The sequence below is a fragment of the Streptomyces sp. NPDC006368 genome, from assembly GCF_040612535.1.
In the GTDB taxonomy this organism is placed as follows: domain Bacteria; phylum Actinomycetota; class Actinomycetes; order Streptomycetales; family Streptomycetaceae; genus Streptomyces.
The window spans coordinates 186,974-212,118 of the sequence record NZ_JBEXQK010000006.1 but is presented as its reverse complement, the minus strand read 5'-3'; the positions used below and the strand labels follow the sequence as shown (position 1 = coordinate 212,118).

Sequence of the window (25,145 nt, the reverse complement as noted above, 5' to 3'; positions counted from 1 at the left end):
CTCCCCCCCTACCCACACACTCTTTCCCTCCACGCCGCTCTTCCGTTGTGGGGGCCCGCCAGGGCCGGCCGCTCGCGGCCGGCCCCGCGCGGCGGCCGGGGCCCGGTCCCGGATACGGGAAGGGCCCGGTGCGGTTTTCCCGCACCGGGCCCTTCCCGTATCCGTATGCCCTACGGCAGCTGTGCCGTCCGCGCCTCGCGGCTCACGCGCCGGTTGTCACGGAAGGTGTTCACACGCCGGGCCGTCGCGAAGAGGGGGATCACGGCGCCCAGCACGACCTGGAGCGCGCACCCGGTCTGGAGCAGCAGCTGCCCGCCCGGGGCGTCGAACGCCCACGCCGCCAGCAGGCCCATCGCCCCGACGATCCAGCTGAGCATCGCCACCGCGAGGACACCCCGCGGCTTGGGGTACTCGACGCGGCTCACCATCAGCCACGCCGTACCGATGATGGCCAGCAGCGTCGGGATGAACGGCAGCTCCAGCAGCACGATCGACACGACCGTCAGTGCGCCGAAGGGGCTCGGCATGCCCTGGAACATGCCGTCCTTCATGGTCACGCAGCTGAATCTGGCGAGCCGCAGCACCACCGCCAGCAGCACCACGATCGCAGCCACCGCGGAGACCCGCTGGTGCGCGTCGTCCGCGACCATCCCGTACACGAGGACGAAGTACGCCGGGGCCAGCCCGAAGCTGATCAGGTCTGACAGGTTGTCCAGTTCGGCGCCCATCGGCGAGCTGCGCAGCTTGCGCGCCACGAGCCCGTCGCAGAGGTCGAAGATCGCCGCGAGGAGCATCAGGATCACGGCGGTGGCGGCGCTGTGCCGCGCCATGCCGGTCTCCTGGCTGCCCGTGAGGTGCGGGATCAGAATGCCGGTGGTGGTGAAGTACACCGCCATGAAGCCGCACGTGGCGTTGCCGAGCGTGAGGGTGTCCGCTATCGAGAGCCGCAGCGAGAGCGGCATCTCCTCCGCCTCGTCGGCTCCGTCCGCCTCCGCGTCGGTGACCCAGTTGGCCGGTGTCTCGGGATCAATCACGGTCAATTCGAGTCACCCCCGCAGTCGTGGTCTGACCGACCTCGACAGCGACGTCGACACCTTCCGGAAGGTAGATGTCCACGCGCGATCCGAAGCGGATCAGGCCGATGCGCTCACCCTGCTCGACCTTGGTCCCCTGAGGGATGTACGGCACGATGCGCCGGGCGACCGCCCCCGCGATCTGCACCATCTCGATGTCGCCGAGCTCGGTGTCGAAGTGCCAGACAACGCGCTCGTTGTTCTCGCTCTCCTTGTTGAACGCCGGCACGAAGCCGCCCGGGATGTGCTCGACGGACGTCACCGTGCCCGCCAGCGGCGCGCGGTTGACGTGGACGTTCAGCGGGCTCATGAAGATGGCGACCCGAGTACGCCCGTCCTTCCACGGCATGATGCTCTGCACCACCCCGTCGGCGGGCGAGATGACCCTGCCCTGAGCGATCTCGCGCTCGGGGTCGCGGAAGAACCACAGCATGCCCGCCGCCAGAGCGGTGGTGGGCACAGCGATGGCCGCGGCACGCTTGGAACGGCGTGAGCGGGCAAGACTGAGTGCAGCGGTGGCGACGGTCGGCAGGAGCCACGGCGATGCTCCGCGTGCGATGCGTACGCCGAGGTGGCTGCCGCGAGGTGCAGAGGTTTGGCTGTGGGGCATGGATGACCTTCGTAGCGGATGATGCCGCGCGGATGCGGGGGACGGCGGCTTTTGGGCGATGCTATCGGTTGCGGGCCGCAACTGGGCAAGCCAGCAGCCGAGTCGGCGGCCGGAAGACGATGACAGGGTGTGATCTTCTTCGCGGCCGAACCGACCTAAAAGCGACAATCAACCCTGGAACCGGTACTCCTCGAGCAGCCGACGCCCGATGATCATTTTCTGGATCTCGGCGGTACCTTCACCGATGAGCAGCATCGGAGCTTCCCGGTAGAGACGCTCGATCTCGTACTCCTTCGAGAACCCGTAGCCACCATGGATACGGAAGGCGTCCTCCACGACCTCCTTGCAGTATTCGGAGGCGAGGTACTTCGCCATCCCTGCTTCCAGGTCGTTTCGTTCCCCTGAGTCCTTTTTGCGAGCTGCGTTGACCATCATGGCATGAGCAGCCTCGACCTTGGTAGCCATTTCGGCCAGCTTGAACTGGATCGCCTGGTGCTGGGCGATCGGCTTGCCGAAGGTGTGACGCTGCTGGGCGTACGAGACACCCAGCTCAAAGGCGCGTTGTGCGACGCCACAGCCACGGGCGGCCACATTCACCCGGCCCACCTCGACGCCGTCCATCATGTGATAGAAGCCTCGGCCCGTGACCCCGCCGAGGACACGATTGGCCGGAATGCGCAGTCCGTCCATGATGAGCTCGGTGGTGTCGACCCCCTTGTAGCCCATCTTGTCGATCTTCCCGGGGATCGTCAGGCCCGGCCGGACCTCTCCGAAGCCGGGCTCCTTCTCCACCAGGAAGGTCGTCATCGACTTGTGGGGCGCGGTCCCCTCGGGGTGTCCTTCGTCACTTCGTACGAGAACGGCGACCAGCGTTGACGTTCCGCCGTTCGTCAGCCACATCTTCTGACCGTTCAGGACGTACTCGTCGCCGTCCTTGACCGCCTTCGAGGTGATCGCCGACACATCGGAGCCGAGCCCCGGCTCCGACATCGAGAAGGCGCCGCGCACCTCGCCGGCCGCCATCCGGGGCAGGAAGGTGTCCTTCTGCTCCTGCGTGCCGTGCTGCTTGAGCATGTACGCGACGATGAAGTGGGTGTTGATGATGCCGGACACGGACATCCAGCCGCGCGCGATCTCCTCCACGCACAGCGCGTACGTGAGCAGGGACTCGCCCAGACCCCCGTACTCCTCCGGGATCATCAAACCGAAGACACCCAGCTCCTTCAGCCCGTCGACGATGTCCTGCGGGTACTCGTCGCGGTGCTCCAGCTCCGTCGCGACCGGAATGATCTCCTTGTCGACGAAGTCCCGGACCGTCGACAGGATCTCCTGCTGGACATCGGTCAGACCGGGGGTCTGCGCGAGTCGGGCCATGGCTACTTCTCCGTCTTTTCCGAAGGGGCGTTCAGCTCCGGGCGGCCCGGCTGCTCGCCGCCGCGCTCCTTGATGTACGTCTCGGTGGGGACCATCACCTTGCGGCGGAACACGCACACCAGGGTGCCGTCCTGCTTGTAGCCCTTGGTCTCGACGTACACGATCCCGCGGTCCGACTTGGACTTCGAGGGGGTCTTGTCGAGCACGGTCGTCTCGCCGTAGACGGTGTCGCCGTGGAAGGTCGGCGCCACGTGGCGCAGCGACTCGATCTCCAGGTTGGCGATCGCCTTGCCGGAGACGTCCGGCACGGACATGCCCAGCAGCAGGGAGTAGATGTAGTTGCCCACGACAACGTTCCTGCCGAAGTCCGTCGTCTTCTCCGCATAGTTGGTGTCCATGTGGAGCGGGTGGTGGTTCATCGTCAGCAGGCAGAAGAGGTGGTCGTCGTACTCGGTGACCGTCTTCCCGGGCCAGTGCTTGTAAACGGCACCGACTTCGAACTCTTCGTACGTACGGCCGAACTGCATGGTGCTCACGCCTCCGGGGCTTCGAACTTCGAGGTACGGGTCATACCGGCGGCGCGGCCCTTGCCGGAGATGACGAGCGCCATCTTGCGGCTGGCCTCGTCGATCATCTCGTCGCCGAGCATCGCGGAGCCCTTCTTGCCGCCCGCCTCGGACGTGTAGTACTCGTACGCGTCCAGGATGAGCTCGGCGTGGTCGAAGTCCTCCTGGGAGGGCGAGAACACCTCGTTGGCCGCGTCGACCTGCCCCGGGTGCAGCACCCACTTGCCGTCGAAGCCGAGCGCCGCGGCGCGGCCGGCCACCTCGCGGAAACCGTCCACGTTCTTGATCTGCAGGTAGGGGCCGTCGATCGCCTGCAGGTCGTTGGCGCGGGCCGCCATCAGGATCTTCATCAGGATGTAGTGGTACGCGTCGGCCGGGTAGCCGGGCGGCTGCTCGCCGACCACCAGCGACTTCATGTTGATGGAGGCCATGAAGTCGGCCGGGCCGAAGATGATCGTCTCGATGCGCGGGGAGGCCTGGGCGATGGCGTTGACGTTGTTGAGGCCCTGGGCGTTCTCGATCTGCGCCTCGATGCCGATCCGGCCGACCTCGAAGCCCATCGTCTTCTCGATCTGGGTGAGCAGGAGGTCGAGCGCGACGACCTGCTCCGCGTTCTGGACCTTCGGCAGCATGATGCAGTCCAGGTTCGGACCCGCGCCCTCGACGACCGTGACGACGTCACGGTACGTCCACTCGGTGGTCCAGTCGTTGACCCGCACGACCCTGGTCTTGCCCGTCCAGTCGCCCTCGTTGAGGAACTTGACGATGGTGTGCCGCGCCTCGGGCTTGGCGAGCGGCGCGCACGCGTCCTCAAGGTCCAGGAAGACCTGGTCGGCCGGCAGCCCCTGGGCCTTCTCCAGGAAGCGCGGGTTGGAGCCGGGGACCGCCAGGCAGGAACGGCGCGGCCGGAGACGGTTCACAGGCGTGGTCATGCGGGGACCTCCACAGGGTCGAGCTTGTTCGCTTTCCGGATCTCGTCGACGATACGGCCGATGATCTCGGTGATACCGAAGTCCTTCGGTGTGAAGACGGCGGCCACTCCGGCCCGCTTCAGTTCGGCGGCGTCGGCGTTCGGGATGATCCCGCCGACGATGACCGGGATGTCCGAGGCGCCAGCCTCGCGCAGCCTGGCCAGCACGTCGGGGACCAGCTCGGCGTGGGATCCGGACAGGATGGACAGCCCCACGCAGTGCACGTCCTCCGCGAGCGCGGCGTCCACGATCTGCTCCGGGGTGAGCCTGATCCCCTGGTAGACCACCTCGAAACCGGCGTCACGCGCGCGTACCGCGATCTGCTCGGCGCCGTTGGAGTGCCCGTCCAGCCCCGGCTTGCCGACCAGCAGCCGCAGCCGCCCCGCGCCCAGCTCGGAAGCCGTCCGCGCCACCTTCCCGCGTACGGCGGCGAGCGGGGTGCCCTCCTCGGCCGTGATGGCCACCGGCGCCGACGAGACGCCCGTCGGCGCGCGGTACTCGCCGAAGACGTCCCGCAGCGCCCAGGCCCACTCGCCGGTGGTGACACCCGCGCGGGCGCATTCCAGGGTGGCCTCGAAGAGGTTCGCGTCACCGGCGGCCGTCGCCTTCAGCGCGGCGAGCGCCTCCTGGGCGCGGGCCTCGTCGCGGTTGTCCCGCCACTCGTGGAGCTTCGCCACGACCCGCGCCTCGTTGGCCGGGTCCACCGTCATGATCGCGGTGTCCAGGTCCGCGGTGAGCGGGTTCTCCTCGGTCGTCTCGTAGACGTTGACGCCGACGATCTTCTCCTCGCCGGACTCGATCCGGGCCCGCCGCTCGGCGTGCGAGGAGACCAGCTGCGACTTGAGGTAGCCGGACTCGACGGCGGCCATGGCGCCGCCCATCTCCTGGATCCGGTCGATCTCCGCCAGGCACTCCGTGACCAGGGCGTCCACCTTGGCCTCGATGACGTGCGAACCGGCGAAGATGTCGTCGTACTCCAGCAGGTCGCTCTCGTGCGCCAGCACCTGCTGGATGCGCAGCGACCACTGCTGGTCCCAGGGCCGGGGCAGGCCCAGCGCCTCGTTCCACGCCGGCAGCTGCACGGCACGCGCGCGTGCGTCCTTCGACAGCGTCACCGCCAGCATCTCCAGGACGATGCGCTGGACGTTGTTCTCCGGCTGCGCCTCGGTGAGGCCGAGCGAGTTGACCTGCACGCCGTAGCGGAACCGGCGCTGCTTGGGGTCCTCGATCCCGTACCGCTCCCGTGTGATCCGGTCCCAGATGCGGCCGAAGGCGCGCATCTTGCACATCTCCTCGATGAACCGGACGCCCGCGTTCACGAAGAAGGAGATGCGGGCGACCACCTCACCCCTGCGCTCCTGGGGCACCTGCCCGGAGGCGAACACCGCGTCGAGGACGGCGATCGCCGTCGACATGGCGTACGAGATCTCCTGGACCGGCGTGGCGCCCGCCTCCTGCAGGTGGTAGCTGCAGATGTTGATCGGGTTCCACTTCGGGATGTGGTTCACCGTGTAGGTGATCATGTCGGTGGTCAGGCGCAGTGAAGGACCCGGCGGGAAGACGTGCGTCCCGCGCGAGAGGTACTCCTTGACGATGTCGTTCTGCGTCGTGCCCTGGAGCTTGGTGATGTCCGCGCCCTGCTCCTCCGCGACCACCTGGTACAGCGCCAGCAGCCACATGGCGGTGGCGTTGATGGTCATGGAGGTGTTCATCTGCTCCAGGGGGATGTCCTGGAACAGCCGGCGCATGTCCCCGAGGTGGGAGACCGGGACCCCGACCCGGCCCACCTCGCCGCGGGCGAGGATGTGGTCGGGGTCGTAGCCGGTCTGCGTCGGCAGGTCGAACGCGACCGACAGGCCGGTCTGCCCCTTGGCGAGGTTTCGCCGGTACAGCTCGTTGGACGCCTCGGCCGTGGAGTGGCCGGCGTACGTCCGCATGAGCCAGGGGCGGTCCTTCTTCCGTTCCGTCATCAGATGTTCCGGAAGCGGTTGATGGCGTCGATGTGCTTGTCCCGCATCTCCTGGTTCTTCACGCCCATGCCCTCCTCGGGGGCGAGGCAGAGCACGCCGACCTTGCCCTGGTGGAGGTTGCGGTGGACGTCGTACGCGGCCTGGCCGGTGTCCTCCAGGGAGTACACCTTCGACAGCGTCGGGTGGATCTTGCCCTTGGCGATCAGGCGGTTGGCCTCCCACGCCTCGCGGTAGTTGGCGAAGTGCGAGCCGATGATGCGCTTCAGCGACATCCACAGGTAGCGGTTGTCGTACTCGTGCATGTAGCCCGAGGTCGAGGCGCAGGTGGTGATCGTGCCGCCCTTGCGGGTGACGTAGACGGACGCGCCGAAGGTCTCGCGGCCGGGGTGCTCGAAGACGATGTCGATGTCCTCGCCGCCGGTGAACTCGCGGATGCGCTTGCCGAAGCGCTTCCACTCCTTGGGGTCCTGGGTGCGCTCGTCCTTCCAGAACTTGTAGCCCTCGGCGTTGCGGTCGATGATCGCCTCGGCGCCCATCGCGCGGCAGATGTCCGCCTTCTGCTCACTGGAGACGACACAGATCGGGTTGGCACCGCCGGCGAGGGCGAACTGCGTGGCGTACGAGCCGAGGCCGCCGCTCGCGCCCCAGATGAGCACGTTGTCGCCCTGCTTCATGCCGGCGCCGTTGCGCGAGACGAGCTGGCGGTAGGCGGTGGAGTTCACCAGGCCCGGCGCCGCCGCCTCCTCCCAGCTGAGGTGGTCCGGCTTGGGCATGAGCTGGTTGGACTTGACCAGCGCGATCTCCGCCAGGCCGCCGAAGTTGGTCTCGAAGCCCCAGATGCGCTGCTCGGGGTCGAGCATCGTGTCGTTGTGGCCGTCCGAGGACTCCAGCTCGACCGACAGGCAGTGCGCGACGACCTCGTCGCCCGGCCGCCAGGCGTTCACCCCGGGGCCGGTGCGCAGGACGACACCCGCGAGGTCCGAGCCGATGATGTGGTACGGCAGGTCGTGGCGCTTGGTGAGCTCGGAGAGCTTGCCGTACCGCTCCAGGAAGCTGAAGGTCGAGACCGGCTCGAAGATCGAGGTCCACACGGAGTTGTAGTTGACCGAGGAGGCCATGACGGCCACCAGGGCCTCGCCCGGACCCAGCTCGGGCAGCGGCACGTCGTCGACGTGCAGCGACTTGCGCGGGTCCTTCTCGCGCGTGGTGAGACCGGTGAACATCTCGGTCTCGTCCTTGTGCACGGTCACCGCGCGGTAGGACTCGGGGAGCTGAAGAGCGGCGAAGTCGGCGGACGTGGTGTCCGGGGACTGGATCGCGTCCAGGATTTCCTTCACGGTGTTGCCTCCGGCGAAGCGTCGCGTCCTGAGGGGACGCTGAGGGGAACGTCGAGGATGTGCTGCTGTGGAGGTGTGCCGTCGGTTCGGCGGTGGTGCGGGTGTGGCGGCGCTGGGTGGTGCGCAAAGGTGCCTGTGACGCAGGCGTCCGGGCGCGCGAGCCGAGGGGCTTGCGGGGACAGCCGGCGTACGAGAGGTCTCTGCACGCCGGCCGCCCGGACACTTTCAACGTATGACACCGCGTGCCAGGCCGCAAGACACTGAGTGCCAAGAATTTCACTCAGATGCAATCAGCCGGTCACAGATGAGCGATGATCGATCACAGGTGCCGCGGAGACGCGAAACGCCCGCCCGGCTCGACGGTCGCGTCGAGCCGGGCGGGCGTCCCGGACGTGCCCGGTGGTACGGGTGCGGACGGGCTCAGTGGCAGGTCACCGGCGGTCCGCAGCGGGTCGGCGGCCGGTCAGCGGTGTTCCTTGAGGGTCCGCTCGATCGTGCGCATGATGTCCTCCAGCGGGGCGTCCGTGCGCGCCACCGTCACCAGGACGTCGCCGGTGGTGCGCGCGGTCGCGGCCGGCGCGGCGGATGAGGAGTGCGAGGCGTGCGTACCGGCCGTGCGGCCGGCGCCTATGCCCGTGCCGAAGGTGTCCCGGACGATGGCGAAGGCGTGGTCCAGCTGCGCCTCCACGTCCCCCTGGCCGCCCGCTCGCAGCCAGCGCCGCAGCACATGGTTGTGCGCGGTGACGACCGCCGACGCGGCCACCTCCGCCAGCAGCGGGTCGTCGTTCCCGTCGTGGTGGTCACGCTCGTCGAAGTGGCCCAGCAGATACCGGGTGAACAGCCGCTCGTAGCGGGCCACCGAGGCGATCTCGCGCTCCCGCAGGGTGGGCACCTCCCGGGTGAGCCGGTAGCGCTCGACGGAGACCGCGGGCGACGCCGCGTACATCTTCATGACTTCCTTGATGCCCCGGCAGACCGTGTCCAGCGGGTGCTCGTGCGGCGGGGCGGCGTTCAGCACCGCCTCCGCCCGCACCAGGGTGTCGTCGTGATCGGGGAAGATCGCCTCTTCCTTGGAGCGGAAGTGGCGGAAAAACGTCCGGCGTGCGACCCCCGCCGCGGCGGCGATCTCATCGACGGTCGTCGCCTCGTACCCCTTGGTCGCGAACAGTTCCATGGCCGCGGCCGCCAGCTCGCGGCGCATCTTGAGGCGCTGCGCGGCGGCGCGGCTGCCCGCGGCGCTCTCGGGGGCGTCGGGTGCGGAGGTGGCACGGGAGGGCCGACGGGCGGGATCAGCGGGCTGGGACATGACCTGAACGTACTGCATCCGCGCGGGGGACCGCGCCTGTGGGCCCGCCCCCGGGGGCGGGCCGCTCACCCCGCCGAGCAGCCCGCCCCACTCCCCGTACGGCTCAGCGCCGGGCATATTCGCGGAAGCCACGCCCCGTCTTCCGGCCGAGGCACCCCGCGGCCACCAAGTGCTCCAGGAGGGGCGCCGGGGCCAGGCCCGGGTCGCGGAACTCGCGGTGCAGCACCCGCTCGATGGCGAGGGAGACGTCCAGACCGACCACGTCCAGGAGCTCGAACGGGCCCATCGGGTAGCCGCCGCCCAGCTTCATCGCGACGTCGATGTCGTCGAGCGAGGCGTAGTGCTCCTGCACCATCTTGATCGCGTTGTTCAGGTACGGGAAGAGCAGCGCGTTCACGATGAACCCGGCCCGGTCGCCACAGTCCACCGGATGCTTGCGGATCCTCGCGGTGACCTCCCGGACGGTGGCGTGCACCTCGTCCGCGGTCAGCACCGTACGGACGATCTCCACCAGCTTCATCGCCGGGGCCGGGTTGAAGAAGTGCATCCCGATGACGTCCTGCGGGCGCGAGGTGGCGCGGGCGCAGGCGACGACGGGAAGGGACGAGGTCGTGGTCGCCAGCACCGCGCCCGGCTTGCACACCTTGTCCAGCGTCGCGAAGAGCTGCCGCTTGATCTCCAGGTCCTCGGCGACCGCCTCGACCGCCAGGTCCACCTCGGCGAACGCGTCCAGCGAACCGGCCGGGGTGACCCGGGCCAGCGTCTCGTCACGCGCCTCGGCGGTCAGCCGGCCCTTGTCGACGGAGCGCGCGAGGGACTTGGCGATGCGCGCCTTCGCCGTCTCGGCCTTCTCCAGGGAGCGGGCGGCGAGCACCACGTCGTACCCGGCCTTCGCGAAGACCTCCGCGATCCCGCTCGCCATGGTTCCCGAGCCGGCGACGCCGACCGAGCGGACCTCACGGGTCGCACCCGTGACGGCCGTCTCCGCCGGGGTCCACGCGTCGCGCACCACGACCGGGCTGCCCGGCTCCTCGTACGTGTAGAAACCGCGGCCCGCCTTGCGGCCCGTCAGGCCCGCGTCGCTCAGCTGCCGCAGGACCGGCGCCGGGGCGTGCAGCCGGTCGCCCGACTCGGCGTACATGGCCTCGAGGACCGTACGGGCCGTGTCGACGCCGATCAGGTCGAGCAGGGCCAGCGGGCCCATCGGCAGGCCGCAGCCGAGCCGCATCGCGGCGTCGATGTCCTCGCGGGAGGCGTACTTCGACTCGTACATCGCGGCCGCCTGGTTCAGGTAGCCGAAGAGCAGCCCGTCCGCGACGAAACCGGGGCGGTCGCCGACCGCGACCGGCTCCTTGCCGAGCGCGTGGGCGAGGTCGGTGACGGCGGCGACGGCCTGCGGGGCGGTCAGCACCGAGGAGACCACCTCGACCAGCTTCATCGCCGGGGCCGGGTTGAAGAAGTGGAGCCCCAGCACACGCTCGGAGTGCGCCGAGTCGGCGGCCAGCCGGGTCACGGACAGCGCGTTGGTGCCGGTGGCGAGGATCGCGTCCGGACGGACGATGGAGTCCAGCGCGCGGAAGACCTGCTGCTTGAGCTCGTACGACTCGGGCACGACCTCGATCACGAGGTCCGCGTCGGCGGCGGCCTGGAGGTCGGAGAAGGTGCGGAAACGCGCCAGGATGTCGCGCCGCTGTTCCTCCGTGATCCGCTCACGGGCCACGGAGCGGGCGGTGGCCGCCTCCAGGGAGGCGACCGCGCGGCGGGCGGCCGCCTCACTGATGTCGATACCGATGACCTCGCGGCCGGCCCGGGCCAGGACCTCGGCGATGCCGGCGCCCATCGTGCCGAGGCCGACGACGGCGATGGTGGAGAGAGGGGTGTCCATCACGGGACTCCAGGGATGAGTGACGACTGATGAGGGGAGCGCGGGGGACGCGCTCGCGGCGCGAGGGCGTCCCGTCGCGGGCGTGCCGCGCGCAGGTCGCGCTGGAGAGACCGACGGACCCTGTCCCGGAGCCTCGTCGTACAGATGTGCCGAACCGACGGACACGTCACCCCTGGCCTTGCGGCAGGGGAGATGCCCCCAGGCGGCGGCTGCGTCACCAGGCCACCGCGAGGGCTGAAGCGGGTGTGTCCCGCTCACTTGAGCTTAACCGGCGGGTAACGAGCGCGCCAGTCCCGGTAACTCCCCGAGAAGTGTGACGCTGGCTACGCTGACGGCCATGGACGAGGAGCTCCGGTCGCTCACGGACCGGTTACGGGACGAGGCGGACGGATCCCCCGCCTACGAACGGCTGATCGCCGTAAGGAACCGCGAGGAGCTCGCCGCGGTCCTCACCCGGCCGGGACAGCCACTGTGGGCCCGCGAGATCGCCGCTTTCCGGCTCGGGCTCGCCGGCGACCGGCGGGCCTTCGAGGCGCTCGTCCTCCTCCTGAACCACCGCGACCCGGAGCGCTGCGTGTCCGCGGCCTACGCCCTGGCGCGGCTCGGCGACCCCCGGACGGCCCGGGCCGCCGCCGCCCTCGCCACCAACGAACTGCGCGTCGCCTACGCGCTGACCCCGGTACGGCTGCTCACCGAGCTGCGCGCGGCCGAGTCCGTCCCGGCGCTGATCACCGTGCTGGGGCGCCGCCTCGCCGCCCCGGGTGACCCGCACTGGCGCGTCGCCCTCGCCTGCGCGGAAGGCCTCGGCACCCTGGGCGACCCCCGCGCCCGGCCCGTCCTGGAGGCGGCCCGCCGCCACCCGCGCCTCACCGCCGCCGCGGCGAAGGCGCTCACGCTGTTACGGACGGACGGCGCGCCCGCCCCGTGACAGGGGCCCTGACAGGGGCCGGGCGCAGCGGAGCTCCGGGAGCGAGGCGCCCCCGATCTCCCACAGCTCCTCCGTGCCGTCGGGGGCGAAACCGAAGGCCTCGTAGAAGCGGCGCGCACGGCTGTTGTCCTTCAGGACCCACAGGCGCATGGCCGGGTACCCGGCGGCCGTGGCGCGGGCGGCCGACTCCAGCAGCAGGGCGCGGCCCACCCCCGTGGAGAGGTGCGCCGGGTCGACGTACAGCGCGTACAGCTCGGCGTCGGCGGTCACGGCCCCCCCGTCGCGGTACGGCCCGTGGCACGCCCAGCCCACCACCTCACCGGCGCGTTCCGCGACCAGGTTGACCACCTCCGCGGGGGCCGCCGCGAGGTGGTCGCGGCGGCGGGCGGTCTCCTCCGGGACGCTCATCGCGGACAGGAAGGCGTCGGGGACCAGCCCCTGATACGCGAACTGCCAGCCCCTCACCCGGATGCGGGCGACCGCCGCGCAGTCGGTCGCCGCCATCCCCCGTACACCCACGGTCATCCGACCTCCCCCACCGGTCGCTCGCCCACCTCATCCTGGCGCACGGCGATCAGAAACGGGGAACCCTTTTCCGGTGGGGCGGCTCCACCGCGCGCGCCGGGCGGGCCGGTTGCGGGTCCGGGGTGGCCGCGCACACCGCGTCCGCCACGCCCACGCCGGCGCCGCGCGGCACGGCGCCCGTCTCCAGGTACCGCGCCAGATGGCCGTCCAGGCAGGCGTTGCCGCCCAGCGTGATCGCGTGGTTGCCGCCGCCCTCCTCGACCACCAGGCTGGAGCCGCGCAGCTGCTGGTGGACGGTGACGCCACCGCCGTACGGCGTGGCCGCGTCGTCCGTCGCCTGGAACAGCAGGACCGGCGGCAGAGCGTCGTTCGTCACGTCCGGCGGGGTCAGCCCGTCGACCGGCCAGAACGCGCACGGCGCGTTGTACCAGGCGTTGTTCCAGGTGGAGAAGGGCGCCTTGGCGTGCGTGGCCCAGTTGTCGCGGAGCCACACGCCCCACTCCCGCGGCCACACGGCGTCCCGGCACTGCACCGCCGCGTACACCGAGTACCCGTTGTCGTCCGTCGCGTCGGACGCCGCCAGCGCCCCGTACGCCTCGACGAGCGGATCGGGGTCCTGCTCGTTGACGTAGGCCGAGAACGCCTCCGCGAGCCGGGGCCAGAAGCCGTTGTAGTAACCGCCCGGCAGGAACGTGTCCTCCAGCTCGGCCGGGCCGACCTTCTTGCCCGCCGGCGTCTTCTTCAGCGTCTCCCGCATGGTGTACCAGCGGGCCTCGACCTCCGCCGGGTCGGTGCCGAGGCGGTACGTCGCGTCGTGCTTCGCCACCCACGCCATGAACGCCTTGTGGCGGGCGTCGAAGGCGAGGTCCTGCGCCATGTTCGCGCCGTACCAGACCGCGTGCGGGTCGACGACCGAGTCCAGCACGACCCGCCGCACCCGCTGCGGGAACAGCTTGGCGTAGACGGCGCCCAGGTACGTCCCGTACGAGTACCCGAAGTAATTGATCTTCTCCGCGCCGAGGGCCCGGCGGATCACCTCCAGGTCCTTCGCCGCGTCGACCGTGCCCAGGTGCGGCAGCAGGTCGCCGTACTTGTCCCCGCAGGACTTCGCGAAGGACGCGGCCCGCACCAGGTTGCTCCGCTCCGTCTCGTGGTCGAGCGGCCGGGAGTCGGGGCGCACGGGCGTGAAGTAGCCGGGCTCGCAGTCGAGCGCCGGCCTGCTCGCGCCCACGCCCCGCGGATCGAATCCGATGATGTCGTACTGCGCCGCCACCTTCGCCGGCAGCGAGGCCGCCACGAACCCGGCCATCGTGCGCCCGCTCGCCCCCGGGCCGCCCGGGTTCACCAGCAGCGGGCCCTGGAAGGTCTTCGCGGTGTGGGGGATCCGCGACAGCGCCAGGGTGATCCGCTCGCTCCGCGGGTCGTCGTGGTCGAGCGGCGCCTGCACCGTCGCGCACTGGAGCCTGGGGTACTCGTCGGTGGCGCATGCCTTCCACACGGGGCCGGGCGCGGTGGCCCGGGGCTCCGCCGTGGACGGTCCGGCGGTCACCGCGCCCGCCACCAGAGCTCCGGCGGCGATCAGCACCCCTGCGCGTTTCTGCATATGGCCTCCCGAGCCGGCGGAACGGTCCCTCGGCGGATCGTCCCCGCATTCCGGCCCGGAAGGTCATGTTCCGATCGGAGTTGACCCGATCAGAGGAGGGTGAGCTGCGTGGGCCGCGCGGCCTCCGGCCCGGGTGGCACGACGGGAGCGCGGCGTGCGGCGCCCGGCCGCGAGGGCCCTATGCCGAACTCGTCGGCCAGTTCGTGCACCTGACGGGTGATCCGGCGCTGATACCACTTGGGGGCGTACGCACCGTCCGCGTACATCCGCTCGTACCGCTCCACCAGGTGGGGGTGGTGCCGGTGCAGCCAGGTCATGAACCACTCCCGCGCCCCCGGCCGCAGATGCAGCACGAGCGGGGTCACGGAGGTCGCCCCGGACTCGGCGATAGCGCGGACCGTGGCGCGCAGCTGGTCGGGGTGGTCGCCCAGGAACGGGATGACCGGCGCCATCAACACCCCGCACCCGATGCCGTGGTCGGTCAGCGTCCGTACGACGTCGAGGCGGCGCTCCGGCGCGGGAGTGCCCGGCTCGACCGTGCGCCACAGCTCGCGGTCGGTGAAGCCGACCGAGACGGAGATGCCGACCTCCGTCACCTCCGCCGCCTGGACCAGCAGGTCCAGGTCGCGCAGGATCAGCGTCCCCTTGGTGAGGATCGAGAACGGGTTGGCGTGGTCGCGCAGGGCGGCGATGATGCCGGGCATCAGCCGGTAGCGGCCTTCCGCCCGCTGGTAGCAGTCGACGTTCGTGCCCATGGCGATGTGCGCGCCGTGCCAGCCCGGGGAGGCGAGGCGGCGGCGCAGCAGCTCGGGTGCGTTGACCTTGACGACGATCCGGGAGTCGAAGTCCAGTCCGGTGTCCAGGTCGAGATAGCTGTGCGTCTTGCGGGCGAAGCAGTACACGCACGCGTGCGTGCAGCCCCGGTACGGATTGACCGTCCATTCGAACGGCATCCGTGAGGCCCCGGGCACCCGGTTCACGATCGAACGGGCCCGCACCTCGTAGAAGGTGATGCCGCGGAATTCGGGCGTGTCGAACGTACGGGTGGTCACGGCGTCCGTACCGAACAGCACGGCCTCCCCGGCCCCGGTCGGGTTGTCGCTCAGATTGTCCCAGCGCATGGACGCCTCCTCGGGTAGCACTGACCAGAGAATAGAACAGATGTTCCCATGATCGCCTCTGGTCGGATTTGGGCGCGCCCCGCGCAGGTGATTGGCTGGGGTCTCCCTTTACGAACGAGTGCTGGAGGACAAGGCATGGCGCAGGTCGAGGCCACGACGGAGCGGGTCATCGCGGCGGACGCGGAGACGGTGTTCGACGCGCTGGCCGACTACCAGGGCACCCGCGCGAAGCTGCTGCCGGAGCACTTCAGCGAGTACGAGGTGCGCGAGGGCGGCGACGGCGAGGGCACTCTCGTCCACTGGAAGCTCCAGGCCACCAGCAAGCGCGTCCGCGACTGCCTGCTGGACGTCACCGAGCCGACCGACGGCCGGCTCGTGGAGAAGGACCGCAACTCCTCCATGGTCACCACCTGGACCGTCACCCCGGCCGGTGAGGGCCGCTCCAAGGCCGTCGTCACGACCGTGTGGAACGGCGCCGGCGGCATCGGCGGCTTCTTCGAGCGGACCTTCGCCCCCAAGGGCCTCGCCCGCATCTACGACGAGGTGCTGGCCAAGCTGGCCGCCGAGGTCGAGAAGTAGTCCAGCGGCAGCGGTCACCGATTCGGGTGGTCCTCCCGTCGGCTCCCCGGCGCCCGCCGCGCGGGGAGCGGCGGGAAACCACCTGATGGACGGGCGGCCACCGCCACCCCTCCGCACCCTGCGAACCCGCCTTGCCCGGCGCCACCAGCGGCCACCTCCCGCTCCGACAGCTCGGTTCGGGCATCGGCGCCGCCGCCGTCGGGACCCTCTTCGTCGTCGAGGGCGTCACCGAGGGCGGGATCACGGCGTACGGGGGCACCCCGGTACACGGGGAGGCGACGGCGCGGGTCTTCCTGCCGTCGGCCGCCGTGCTCGTCCTCGGACTGCTCCTCGCCTGCCTCCTCAAGGGGAGACCGCCGGTGTCCCACCACACCACCGCCGCCTCGCCTCCGCCCCCCTGGCCCGCACCACCCCCGACGGCGACGTCCGCACCCCCGGCCGGGCGGCCCCGCCGCGCGACTCCGGCGTCGCGGTGTGCGGCACCGTCCGGCACCAGGACGGCAGCCGCGTACGAGCGCCGCCCTCACCCTCGTCGACGGGCAGGGACGGCGGATCGGACGCGACGCGAGCGGCGAGGACGGCCGCTACGCGCTGACCGTGCCCGGCCCCGGCTCGTACGTGATGATCGCCGCGGCCGGCGGCCCCAGGCCGCCACCGTCACCGTCGGCGAGCACCCGGTCGACCTCGACGTGGCGCTCGGCGGCGCCGGACGGCTCACCGGCCGCGTCGTCACCGCCGACGGCACGCCCCTACGCGACGCGGCGGTCACCCCGACCGACGTCTGCGGCGACGTCGTCGCCGCCACCCGCACCGGGCGGGACGGCGACCACGCCCTCACCGGACTGGTGGCGGGCGAGCACACCCTCGCCGCGAGCGCCCCCGCCCACCGGCCCGCCGCCCTGCCGGTGAACGTGCGGGCGTACCGCGAGACCCGGCAGGACATCGAGCTCGCCGGCGGCGCGCCGCTGGGCGGCAGCGCGCGGGCCACCGGCCCGCCACCCCGTGGAGGACGCCCGCGTGACGCTGCTGGACGCCCCCGGCAATGTCGTCGACGCCCTCACCACCGGCCCGGACGGGCTGTGCCGTTTCGCCGACCTCTCCTCCGGCGCGTACACCGTCATCGCCTCCGGATACCCGCCGGTGGCGACGGTGCTGCGGGTGGCGGGCGGCGGACGCACCGAACGCGATGCGCGGCGCGGGCACGGGGACTGACCGCCCGGGCCGGGGACGTGTGCCGGGGCGACCCGGCGTGCGGGACTCAGCCGGTCTTGCCGCGGCCCGACATCGCGTCGCGCAGCCGGTCGACCAGCCCGGCGCCCGGGGCGAGCAGCTTGTTGGCCGGGGGCTTGTCCGGGGCGGACGGGTGGGGGCGCGTCGGCGCCGTCTTCTTGGCCTGGCGGACCTTGTCGCCCAGCTGCTCCAGCACCTCGGGGGAGCACGCGTCCCGCAGCCGGGGGAAGAGGTTGTTCTCCTCGTCGAGAATGTGCGCCCTGATCTCCGTCATCAACTTGCTGATCAGCATGTCGAAACGGGGATCGTCCGCCGCGCAGCCCTCCAGGTCCTTCATGGTGCGCTCGGCGGCGGCATGGTCGTTCAGCTCCTTGTCGGCGAGCGCGTCACCACCGGTGATGTGCTCGCGCACGGCCGGGTAGAGGTACTCCTCCTCGGCGACCGAGTGCCGGACCAGCTCGATGGTGGCCTGGTCCGCGTACTGCTTGCGCCGCTCGTCACCGGGCGGCAGCTCCTCGATGTTGGTGAAGAGCTCCTCCACTTCCTCGTGGTCGTGCGTCAGCTCGGCGATCACATCTCCGCCATGTCCCACGGGCGTCACTCCTCTGTGCGAATCCTGCGATTGCGGAAGTGCCATGATGTGGGCCAGGCCACTTTCGCTTCGTGAGCCACGCCATTTGAGGCGGTGAATTGCGGCGGTAGCGTTCCGGCGTGTCCCCAGACCTCAGCCCGCTCATCGCGGCCACCGCCCAGTGGCTGACCCGCGCCTACCCGTCCGGTGGCGGCGCGCTGGAGTCCGCCCTCGCCGGCGTACAGGCGCGGCAGGCGGTGACGGTCGCGGCATGGCTGCGCTACCCCACCGAGATGGACGCCGCGCTGGTCGCGTTCGCGGGGCCGGGAGGCTCGGCCCGGCTCGACTGGATCACCGGCGCGGACGGCGACGCGACGGCGGGCGAGGACCCGTGGCGCACCTGGGTCGACGAGGTCGTCGCCAGCTGGGCCGCCGCGCTGCTCAGCACGCCGGGCCTGGCCGCCACCGCGATGGGCGTCCTCGTCGCGTCCGGCCGCATGGACGGCCCGCCGGTCGACTTCCGGCGCCTGGTGACACCCGACGAGCACGACCGGCGGGCCGCATCGCTCCTGCGTCACCCCGATCTGCTCGCCCCGATAGCGGACCTCCACCGCGCCGAACTGCTCGACCGGCTCGCCCTGGCGGTCTGACGCCCGGGGCGGTCTGAGCGCCGAGATCCGACGTCCGGGGCGGTCCCACGGCTGGGAGGGCCCGAGGACTGTGACGGTCCGACGGCCTCAGCCGCCGTCGGTCGACGTCCCGCCATTCCCGCCGCCCGTGTCCGCGCCCGCGCCCGTGTCCGCGCCCGTGTCCGCGTCCGTCCGCGCCGCCGTCAGCGTCCGGATCACCTCGTCGTCGCCCACCTGGTCGAAGTCCAGGTACCACTGGCCCACCGACGAGAACGGCCGCGGCTGGTGCAGGTACACCAGCTCGTCCGCCTCCGCCGCCACCAGCCGCGCCGCCTCCGCCGCGCACACCGGCACGGCCATGACCACCCGCGCCGGTGCCATGTTCCGCACCGCCCGCAGCGCGGCGCGCGCGGTGACGCCGGTGGCCAGCCCGTCGTCGACCACGACGACGGTGCGGCCGCGGACGTCCGGCATCGGGCGGCCACCGCGGTACAGCTCCTCCCGGCGGCGCAGCTCGGTCCGCTCGCGCGCCACGGTCGGCGCCAGGCGCTCCTCCGTCAGACCGAGCGCGGCCAGCGTCCGCCGGTCGTACAGCGGAGGGGCCTCCCCGGCCACCGCGCCGACCCCGAGCTCCGGGTTGTACGGCGCGCCGATCTTGCGGACGACGAGCACGTCCAGGGGCGCGCCCAGAGCCGTGGCGATCTCGTCGGCCACCGGCACACCGCCCCGCGGCAGGGCCAGCACGATCGGGTCCGTCAGCGTGCCGTCGCGCTGCCGCTCGGCGAGGCGGGCGGCGAGCTCCCGCCCGGCCTCTCTGCGGTCGCGTAGAAGCACGGCTGCCTCACTTCCCTCGCCCCACGGGCCACCCGGGCCGCGTCACTCCCATGGGACGATCGCGCTCATGGGGCGGAACCAGTCCCGCGCGGCGGCCGCGGCCTGCTCCAGCGCGCCCGGCTCCTCGAAGAGGTGTGTCGCCCCCGGCACCACGTGGATGCGGTACGGGGCCCTCAGCCGCTCCGCGGCCTCCTCGTTCAGCCGCAGCACGTGATGGTCCGCCCCGCCGACCACGAACAGCACCGGCGCCCGTACGGCCGCCAGCGCGTCGCCCGCCAGATCCGGCCTGCCGCCCCGCGACACGACGGCCCGCACGCGTTCCGGACGCTCCGCCGCCGCCACCAGCGCCGCCGCCGCGCCCGTACTGGCGCCGAACAGCCCCACCGGCAGCCGCGCCGTGTCCGGCTGGGCGGCGAGCCAGTCCACGGTGGCCGTCATACGCCGGCCCAGCAGCGGGATGTCGAAGCGCAGCGCCGCGGTGACCATGTCGACGCGCTCCTCCGCCTGGGTGAGCAGATCGACGAGCAGGGTGCCCAGGCCCGCGTCCCGGAGAACCCCGGCCACCGCCCGGTTGCGCGGGCTGTGCCGGGAGCTGCCGCTGCCGTGGGCGAAACTCACCAGGCCGTGCGCGTCCGCCGGCAGCGACAGGTCTCCGACCAGGGGGGCGTCCCCGGCGTCGATGCGGACGGTCCGCTCCGACGGAGTCGTCATCGAACCCACCTCCGCTGCTCCGCGCGGGCTCCCCACGCCCGCCGGGGTACCCACCGCCGCCCGGGACATGCGGCGCGCGGGGTCTGTTTCGTGACGCGGCCCGCTCGGTAGGGTCGGAACTCCGGGCACAGCGGACCCGGTGAGAACGGAGCGGCCTTGAAGATCCTCATCAGCGCCGACATGGAGGGCGCCACCGGCGTCACCTGGCCCGCCGACGTGCTGCCCGGCACCCCCCAGTGGGAGCGCTGCCGCTCCCTGTTCACCTCCGACGTCAACGCCGCCGTCCTCGGGTTCCTCGACGGCGGCGCCGACAAGGTCCTCATCAACGAAGCCCACTGGACCATGCGCAACCTGCTGCTGGAGCACCTCGACGAGCGCGCCGAGATGATCACCGGGCGCCACAAGACGCTCTCCATGGTCGAGGGGGTCCAGCACGGTGACGTGGACGGCGTCGCCTTCGTCGGCTACCACACGGGCGCGGGCAGCGAAGGCGTCCTCGCCCACACCTACCTCGCCAACTCCATCACCGGCGTGTGGCTGAACGGCGTCCGCGCGAGCGAGGGCCTGCTCAACGCCCATGTCGTCGCCGAGTACGGCGTCCCCGTCATCCTCGTCACCGGCGACGACCTGACCTGCGACGACGCCCTCGGCTACGCCCCCGAGGCCCGCAAGGTCGCCGTCAAGGACCATGTGTCGCGGTACGCGGCGGTGTGCCGCACCCCCACCCGTACGGCCGCCGACATCCGTGCCGCGGCCCAGGAGGCGACCGCTCTCGCCGTACGGTACGAACCGGTGCGCGGCGGGCCGTTCACCGTGGAGCTGGAGTTCGACGCCGAGCACCTCGCGGCGGCGGCCACCGTCGTACCGGGCGTGGCGGCGAGCGGGGAGCGGCGCGTCGCCCACACCAGCGAGACGATGTACGAGGGCATTCGCACCTTCAAGGCGGTCACCACGATCGTCTCGGCCGCGGTGGAGGAGCAGTATGGCTGACGTGACCCCCTACGACACTTCCGGCAGCACGCCGTTCGACACGGACTCGCAGGCGCTCGACGAGGTGGTCACCTTCACCTCCGAGCTCATCAGGATCGACACCACCAACCGGGGCAGCGGCGACTGCCGGGAGCGGCCCGCCGCCGAGTACGTCGCCGAGCGGCTCGCCGACGCCGGGCTCGAACCGGCGCTGCTGGAGCGCACCCCGGGCCGTACCAACGTGGTGGCCCGCATCGAGGGCACCGACCCCTCCGCCGACGCGCTCCTCGTGCACGGCCACCTCGACGTGGTACCGGCCGACGCCGACGACTGGGACGTGCACCCCTTCTCCGGGGAGATCCGCGACGGGCTGGTGTGGGGCCGGGGCGCCGTCGACATGAAGAACATGGACGCGATGATCCTCGCCGTCGTGCGCGAGTGGGCGCGCCACGGCATCCGGCCCCGCCGCGACATCGTCATCGCGTACACCGCCGACGAGGAGGCCAGCGCCGCCGACGGCGCCGCCCATCTCGTACGCCACCACCGGCACCTCTTCGAGGGCTGCACGGAGGGCATCGGCGAGTCCGGCGCCTACACCTTCCACGCCGGACCCGACCTGGAGATCTACCCGATCGGGGCGGGGGAGCGCGGCACCGCCTGGCTCAAGTTGACCGCCGAGGGCCGGGCCGGGCACGGCTCCAAGGTCAACCGGGAGAACGCGGTCAGCCGGATCGCCGAGGTCGTCGCCCGCATCGGGCGGCACCAGTGGCCGGTGCGCCTGACCCCGACCGTGCGCGCGGCCCTGACCGAACTCGCCGCGCTGTACGGCGTCGAGGCCGATCCCGACGCGGACGACTTCGACGCGGACACGCTGCTGGGCAAGCTGGGCCACGCCGCCGCCCTCGTCGAGCCGACGATCCGCAACAGCGCCAACCCGACCATGCTGCAGGCCGGTTACAAGGTCAACGTGATCCCGGGAGTCGCCACCGCCCACGTGGACGGACGCGTGCTGCCCGGCTCCGACCTGGAGTTCGCCGAGACCATGGACATGCTCACCGGACCGGATGTGGAATGGGAGTTCCAGCACCAGGAGATCGCCCTCCAGGCGCCCGTCGACTCACCGACGTACGCGAAACTCCGCGCCGCGCTGGAGCACTTCGAACCGGACGCGCACGTCGTGCCGTTCTGCATGTCCGGCGGTACGGACGCCAAGCACTTCGCCCGCCTCGGCATCACCGGCTACGGCTTCGCACCGCTGCGGCTGCCGGTCGGCTTCGACTACCAGGCGCTCTTCCACGGCGTCGACGAACGCGTCCCCGTCGAGGCGCTGCACTTCGGCATCCGCGTCCTGGACCACTATCTGCAGACCGCGTAACGACCGCACGCCCAGCGCACGAGCACCGCACGAAGACCGCACGACCACCGCACCTGGACCGCGTAAGGGGGAGCGCCCGGAATGGTACCCACGGGGGCTTACGGAACCTGGCCGTCACCCATCGAGGCGTCGCTCGCCGCGGCGCGCGACGGACATCCCGAGTACGTCGCCGCCGTCGGCGACGAGGTGTGGTGGACCGAGCCGCGCCCCACCGAGGACGGCAGGCGCACCCTCGTCCGCAGACACGCCGACGGCACCGAGGAGCCGGTGCTCCCCGCACCGTGGAACGTCCGCACCACGGTCCTGGAGTACGGCGGGCAGCCGTGGGCCGGAGCGGTCCGGGAAGCCGGCCCGCTGGTGGTTTTCAGCCACTTCCCCGACCAGCGCCTGTACGCGTACGAACCGGACGGCGACACACCCCCGCGGCCGCTCACCCCGCTGTCCCCGGTGGGCGGCGGGCTGCGCTGGGCGGACCCGGTCATCCACCTCGACCTCGGCGAGGTGTGGTGCGTCCTGGAGGAGTTCACCGGCGAACGCCCCGGTGACGTGCGGCGCGTCATCGCCGCCGTGCCGCTCGACGGGTCGGCCGCCGGCGACCGGACCGCCGTACGCGAACTGACGGACGGCCGGCACGGGTTCGTCACCGGGGCGCGCCGCTCCCCGGACGGGCGGCACGTCGCGTGGATCGCCTGGGACCACCCGCGGATGCCGTGGGAGGGCACCGTCGTACTGACCGCGGAGGTGAACGGGAGCGGCCCCTTCACCGGGGTCCGGCAGGTGGCCGGGGGCGACGACGAGGCGGTCTGCCAGGTGGACTGGGCGGCGGACGGCTCGCTGCTGTACGTCTCGGACGGCGGGGGCTGGTGGGAGCCGTACCGCCTGCGGCCCGGGTCGGGCCCGCAGAGCCTGTGCACGGGCCGGACGGAGGAGTTTGGCGGCCCGCTGTGGCAGATCGGGCTGAGGTGGTTCCACCCCCTGGACAACGGCCTGGTCGCCGTCGTCCACGGCAGGGGCGCCACCAGCCTCGGCATACTCGACCCCGAGACCGGTGAACTCGTCGACGCGCCCGGCCCCTGGACCGCGTGGACGCCCACGCTCGCCGTGCACGGCACCCGCGTCTTCGGCGTCGCGGCCAGCCCTCGCAGCGCGTACGAGGTGGTCGAACTCGACACCAGCACCGGCCGGACACGGGTCATCGGCTCCCCGCACGACGACCCGGTCGACCCGGCGTACTACCCGGAACCGCAGATCCGCACCTTCACCGGCCCCGACAACCGCGAGATCCACGCCCACATCTACCCGCCGCACAGCCCCGACCGGATCGCACCCGACGACGAACTCCCGCCCTTCGTGGTGTGGGCCCACGGCGGCCCGACCGGGCACGTCCCGCTCGTACTCGACCTGGAGATCGCCTACTTCACCTCACGAGGCATCGGCGTCGCGGAGGTCAACTACGGCGGCTCCACCGGCTACGGTCGGGCCTACCGGGAACGGCTGCGGGGGCAGTGGGGCGTCGTCGACGTCGAGGACTGCGCCGCCGTCGCCGAGGCGCTCGCCGCCGAGGGCACCGCCGACCCGGCCCGGCTGGCGATCCGCGGCGGCAGCGCGGGCGGCTGGACCGCCGCCCTGTCACTGGCCGCCACTCGTCTCTACGCCTGCGGCACCCTCCTCTACCCGGTCCTCGACCTGACCGGATGGGCCGAGGAGGCCCACGACTTCGAATCGCGCTACCCGGAGTACCTGATCGGCCCGCCCGACGAGGTCCCGGCCCGCTACCGGGAGCGCGCCCCGCTCTCCCTCGTCGACCGGATCACCGCACCGTTCCTGCTGCTGCAGGGCCTCGACGACGTCGTGTGCCCGCCCGCGCAGAGCGAACGGTTCCTCGCCGCGATGGCGGGGCGCGGCACTCCGCACGGCTACCTCGCCTTCGCGGGGGAGGGGCACGGCTTCCGGCGCGCCGACACCATGATCCGCGCCCTGGAGTCGGAACTCTCCCTGTACGTCCAGACGTTCGGCATCACCCGCTTCGACGTCCCCCCGCTGGAGCTGAGGAAATGACGCCGCGTCAACGCCCGCGCCGCCTCCGCTCCGGCGACCGGGTCGCCGTCGTGGCGCCCAGCGGACCGGTGCCCGAGGAACGGCTCCAGGCGGGGCTCGACATCCTGCGCGGCTGGGACCTCGACCCGGTGGTGATGCCCCACGTCCTCGACTCGCGCCTCGGCTACCTCGCGGGCGACGACGAGGCGCGCGCCCGCGATCTGACGGACGCCTGGTGCGACCCCGCCGTCGCCGGGGTGATCTGCGCGCGCGGAGGGTACGGCGCGCAGCGCGTGGTCGACCTGCTCGACTGGCCGGCGATGCGGGCGGCGGGCCCCAAGGTGTTCGTCGGCTACAGCGACGCCACGGCGCTCCATGAGGCGTTCGCGGAGCGCATGGGGATCGTCACCCTGCACGGCCCGATGGCCGGGGTGGTGCCCTTCCTCAAGGACGCCCGCACCCAGGACTCGCTGCGCGCCACGCTCTTCGCGCCCGAGTCCGTGCGCACCCTGGGCCCGGACACCGCGCGCCCCCTGGTGCCCGGGCGGGCGCGCGGTGTCACACTGGGCGGCTGCCTCGCCCTGCTCGCCGCCGACCTGGGCACCCCGCACGCCCGCCCGTCCGCGGCGGGGGGCCTGCTGCTCCTGGAGGACGTGGGCGAGGAGCCGTACCGCATCGACCGCATGCTCACCCAGTTGCTGCGCGCCGGCTGGCTCGACGGCGTGGCCGGTGTCGCGCTGGGCTCCTGGGAGGAGTGCGGCCCGTACGAGGAGGTACGGGCCACGCTGCTGGACCGCCTGGGCGGCCTGGGTGTCCCGATCGCCGAGGAGTTCGGCTTCGGCCACGGCCCGACGGCCCTCACCATGCCGCTCGGGGTGCCCGCCGTCCTGGACGCGGAGGCGGGCACGATCACGCTGGACGCGCCCGCCCTGCGGTGAGCC

Annotated in this window: 22 protein-coding genes and 1 pseudogene; 8 read left to right on the top strand and 15 right to left on the bottom strand. The window is 71.8% G+C overall.

Annotated elements, in window-relative coordinates:
* Window positions 1-170 precede the first annotated feature (170 nt).
* The 9 genes from pssA to ABZZ38_RS08060 form a co-directional block, all read right to left on the bottom strand.
* The gene (gene pssA / locus ABZZ38_RS08100) at window positions 171-1,034 is read right to left on the bottom strand and encodes a CDP-diacylglycerol--serine O-phosphatidyltransferase (RefSeq protein ID WP_356736951.1); all 864 of its coding nucleotides are present in this window, start codon (window positions 1,032-1,034) and stop codon (window positions 171-173) included.
* Window positions 1,027-1,683 (bottom strand): phosphatidylserine decarboxylase, encoded by a 657-nt coding sequence (locus ABZZ38_RS08095; protein ID WP_356736922.1) that lies wholly within the window; start codon window positions 1,681-1,683, stop codon window positions 1,027-1,029. Before ABZZ38_RS08095 ends, pssA begins: the two co-directional genes overlap by 8 nt.
* 168 nt (window positions 1,684-1,851) lie before the next feature.
* Window positions 1,852-3,057 carry an acyl-CoA dehydrogenase family protein gene (locus ABZZ38_RS08090; RefSeq protein WP_356736920.1) on the bottom strand — a complete coding sequence of 402 codons (1,206 nt, stop codon included), beginning with the start codon at window positions 3,055-3,057 and terminating at the stop codon, window positions 1,852-1,854.
* A 2-nt stretch (window positions 3,058-3,059) separates the two neighbouring features.
* A complete protein-coding gene (locus tag ABZZ38_RS08085) occupies window positions 3,060-3,584 on the bottom strand; it encodes a MaoC family dehydratase (protein ID WP_356736949.1) in 525 nt (174 codons plus the stop codon).
* A gap of 5 nt (window positions 3,585-3,589) precedes the next feature.
* On the bottom strand, window positions 3,590-4,555 hold the full coding sequence (locus ABZZ38_RS08080; protein WP_031073922.1) for a CoA ester lyase: 966 nt from the start codon (window positions 4,553-4,555) through the stop codon (window positions 3,590-3,592).
* Window positions 4,552-6,564, bottom strand: a complete 2,013-nt coding sequence (locus ABZZ38_RS08075; RefSeq protein ID WP_356736918.1) for a protein meaA — start codon at window positions 6,562-6,564, stop codon at window positions 4,552-4,554. The genes ABZZ38_RS08080 and ABZZ38_RS08075 overlap by 4 nt, the downstream gene beginning before the upstream one ends.
* Window positions 6,564-7,901, bottom strand: a complete 1,338-nt coding sequence (gene ccrA, locus ABZZ38_RS08070; protein WP_356736916.1) for a crotonyl-CoA carboxylase/reductase — start codon at window positions 7,899-7,901, stop codon at window positions 6,564-6,566. The genes ABZZ38_RS08075 and ccrA overlap by 1 nt, the downstream gene beginning before the upstream one ends.
* A gap of 463 nt (window positions 7,902-8,364) precedes the next feature.
* Window positions 8,365-9,225 (bottom strand): TetR family transcriptional regulator, encoded by an 861-nt coding sequence (locus ABZZ38_RS08065; protein WP_356736947.1) that lies wholly within the window; start codon window positions 9,223-9,225, stop codon window positions 8,365-8,367.
* Between the two features lie 85 nt (window positions 9,226-9,310).
* A complete protein-coding gene (locus ABZZ38_RS08060; RefSeq protein WP_356736914.1) occupies window positions 9,311-11,092 on the bottom strand; it encodes a 3-hydroxybutyryl-CoA dehydrogenase in 1,782 nt (593 codons plus the stop codon).
* A 337-nt stretch (window positions 11,093-11,429) separates the two neighbouring features.
* On the opposite strand from ABZZ38_RS08060, the gene ABZZ38_RS08055 reads away from it, so the two are divergent.
* Window positions 11,430-12,020, top strand: coding sequence for an adenylosuccinate lyase (locus tag ABZZ38_RS08055; RefSeq protein ID WP_356736912.1), 591 nt, complete (start codon window positions 11,430-11,432; stop codon window positions 12,018-12,020).
* Here the strand turns inward: ABZZ38_RS08055 and ABZZ38_RS08050 are convergent.
* From ABZZ38_RS08050 to ABZZ38_RS08040, 3 genes are all read right to left on the bottom strand, one after another.
* Entirely contained in the window at window positions 11,991-12,545 is a 555-nt protein-coding gene (locus ABZZ38_RS08050; RefSeq protein WP_356736910.1) for a GNAT family N-acetyltransferase, read from the bottom strand. The genes ABZZ38_RS08055 and ABZZ38_RS08050 overlap by 30 nt on opposite strands.
* Window positions 12,546-12,594: 49 nt before the next feature.
* Window positions 12,595-14,148 carry an alpha/beta hydrolase gene (locus ABZZ38_RS08045; protein ID WP_356736908.1) on the bottom strand — a complete coding sequence of 518 codons (1,554 nt, stop codon included), beginning with the start codon at window positions 14,146-14,148 and terminating at the stop codon, window positions 12,595-12,597.
* Between the two features lie 89 nt (window positions 14,149-14,237).
* Complete coding sequence (locus tag ABZZ38_RS08040) at window positions 14,238-15,269, bottom strand: Rv2578c family radical SAM protein (RefSeq protein ID WP_356736906.1); 1,032 nt, start codon at window positions 15,267-15,269, stop codon at window positions 14,238-14,240.
* Between the two features lie 135 nt (window positions 15,270-15,404).
* Between ABZZ38_RS08040 and ABZZ38_RS08035 the strand changes: the two genes are divergently transcribed.
* Window positions 15,405-15,848: an SRPBCC family protein gene (locus ABZZ38_RS08035; protein WP_356736904.1), complete on the top strand. Its 444-nt coding sequence runs from the start codon at window positions 15,405-15,407 to the stop codon at window positions 15,846-15,848.
* Window positions 15,849-15,973: 125 nt separating this feature from the next.
* Window positions 15,974-17,060 (top strand): annotated as a pseudogene (locus ABZZ38_RS08030) (carboxypeptidase-like regulatory domain-containing protein); the annotation flags it as partial.
* Window positions 17,061-17,106: 46 nt separating this feature from the next.
* Here ABZZ38_RS08030 and ABZZ38_RS08025 read toward each other — a convergent pair.
* The gene (locus tag ABZZ38_RS08025; protein WP_356736902.1) at window positions 17,107-17,670 is read right to left on the bottom strand and encodes a hemerythrin domain-containing protein; all 564 of its coding nucleotides are present in this window, start codon (window positions 17,668-17,670) and stop codon (window positions 17,107-17,109) included.
* Between the two features lie 119 nt (window positions 17,671-17,789).
* On the opposite strand from ABZZ38_RS08025, the gene ABZZ38_RS08020 reads away from it, so the two are divergent.
* On the top strand, window positions 17,790-18,299 hold the full coding sequence (locus ABZZ38_RS08020; RefSeq protein WP_356736900.1) for a hypothetical protein: 510 nt from the start codon (window positions 17,790-17,792) through the stop codon (window positions 18,297-18,299).
* An 87-nt stretch (window positions 18,300-18,386) separates the two neighbouring features.
* Here ABZZ38_RS08020 and ABZZ38_RS08015 read toward each other — a convergent pair whose 3' ends face one another.
* The gene (locus ABZZ38_RS08015) at window positions 18,387-19,112 is read right to left on the bottom strand and encodes a phosphoribosyltransferase family protein (protein ID WP_356736898.1); all 726 of its coding nucleotides are present in this window, start codon (window positions 19,110-19,112) and stop codon (window positions 18,387-18,389) included.
* A gap of 42 nt (window positions 19,113-19,154) precedes the next feature.
* Complete coding sequence (locus tag ABZZ38_RS08010) at window positions 19,155-19,823, bottom strand: dienelactone hydrolase family protein (RefSeq protein WP_356736896.1); 669 nt, start codon at window positions 19,821-19,823, stop codon at window positions 19,155-19,157.
* Window positions 19,824-19,979: 156 nt separating this feature from the next.
* Here ABZZ38_RS08010 and ABZZ38_RS08005 point away from each other — a divergent pair, with 156 nt between their 5' ends.
* From ABZZ38_RS08005 to ABZZ38_RS07990, 4 genes are all read left to right on the top strand, one after another.
* Window positions 19,980-20,813 (top strand): M55 family metallopeptidase, encoded by an 834-nt coding sequence (locus ABZZ38_RS08005; protein WP_356736894.1) that lies wholly within the window; start codon window positions 19,980-19,982, stop codon window positions 20,811-20,813.
* On the top strand, window positions 20,806-22,167 hold the full coding sequence (locus ABZZ38_RS08000; RefSeq protein WP_356736892.1) for a M20/M25/M40 family metallo-hydrolase: 1,362 nt from the start codon (window positions 20,806-20,808) through the stop codon (window positions 22,165-22,167). Before ABZZ38_RS08005 ends, ABZZ38_RS08000 begins: the two co-directional genes overlap by 8 nt.
* An 81-nt stretch (window positions 22,168-22,248) precedes the next feature.
* Window positions 22,249-24,225, top strand: coding sequence for a prolyl oligopeptidase family serine peptidase (locus ABZZ38_RS07995; RefSeq protein WP_356736890.1), 1,977 nt, complete (start codon window positions 22,249-22,251; stop codon window positions 24,223-24,225).
* Window positions 24,222-25,142, top strand: a complete 921-nt coding sequence (locus tag ABZZ38_RS07990) for an LD-carboxypeptidase (RefSeq protein ID WP_356736888.1) — start codon at window positions 24,222-24,224, stop codon at window positions 25,140-25,142. The genes ABZZ38_RS07995 and ABZZ38_RS07990 overlap by 4 nt, the downstream gene beginning before the upstream one ends.
* Window positions 25,143-25,145: the final 3 nt, after the last annotated feature.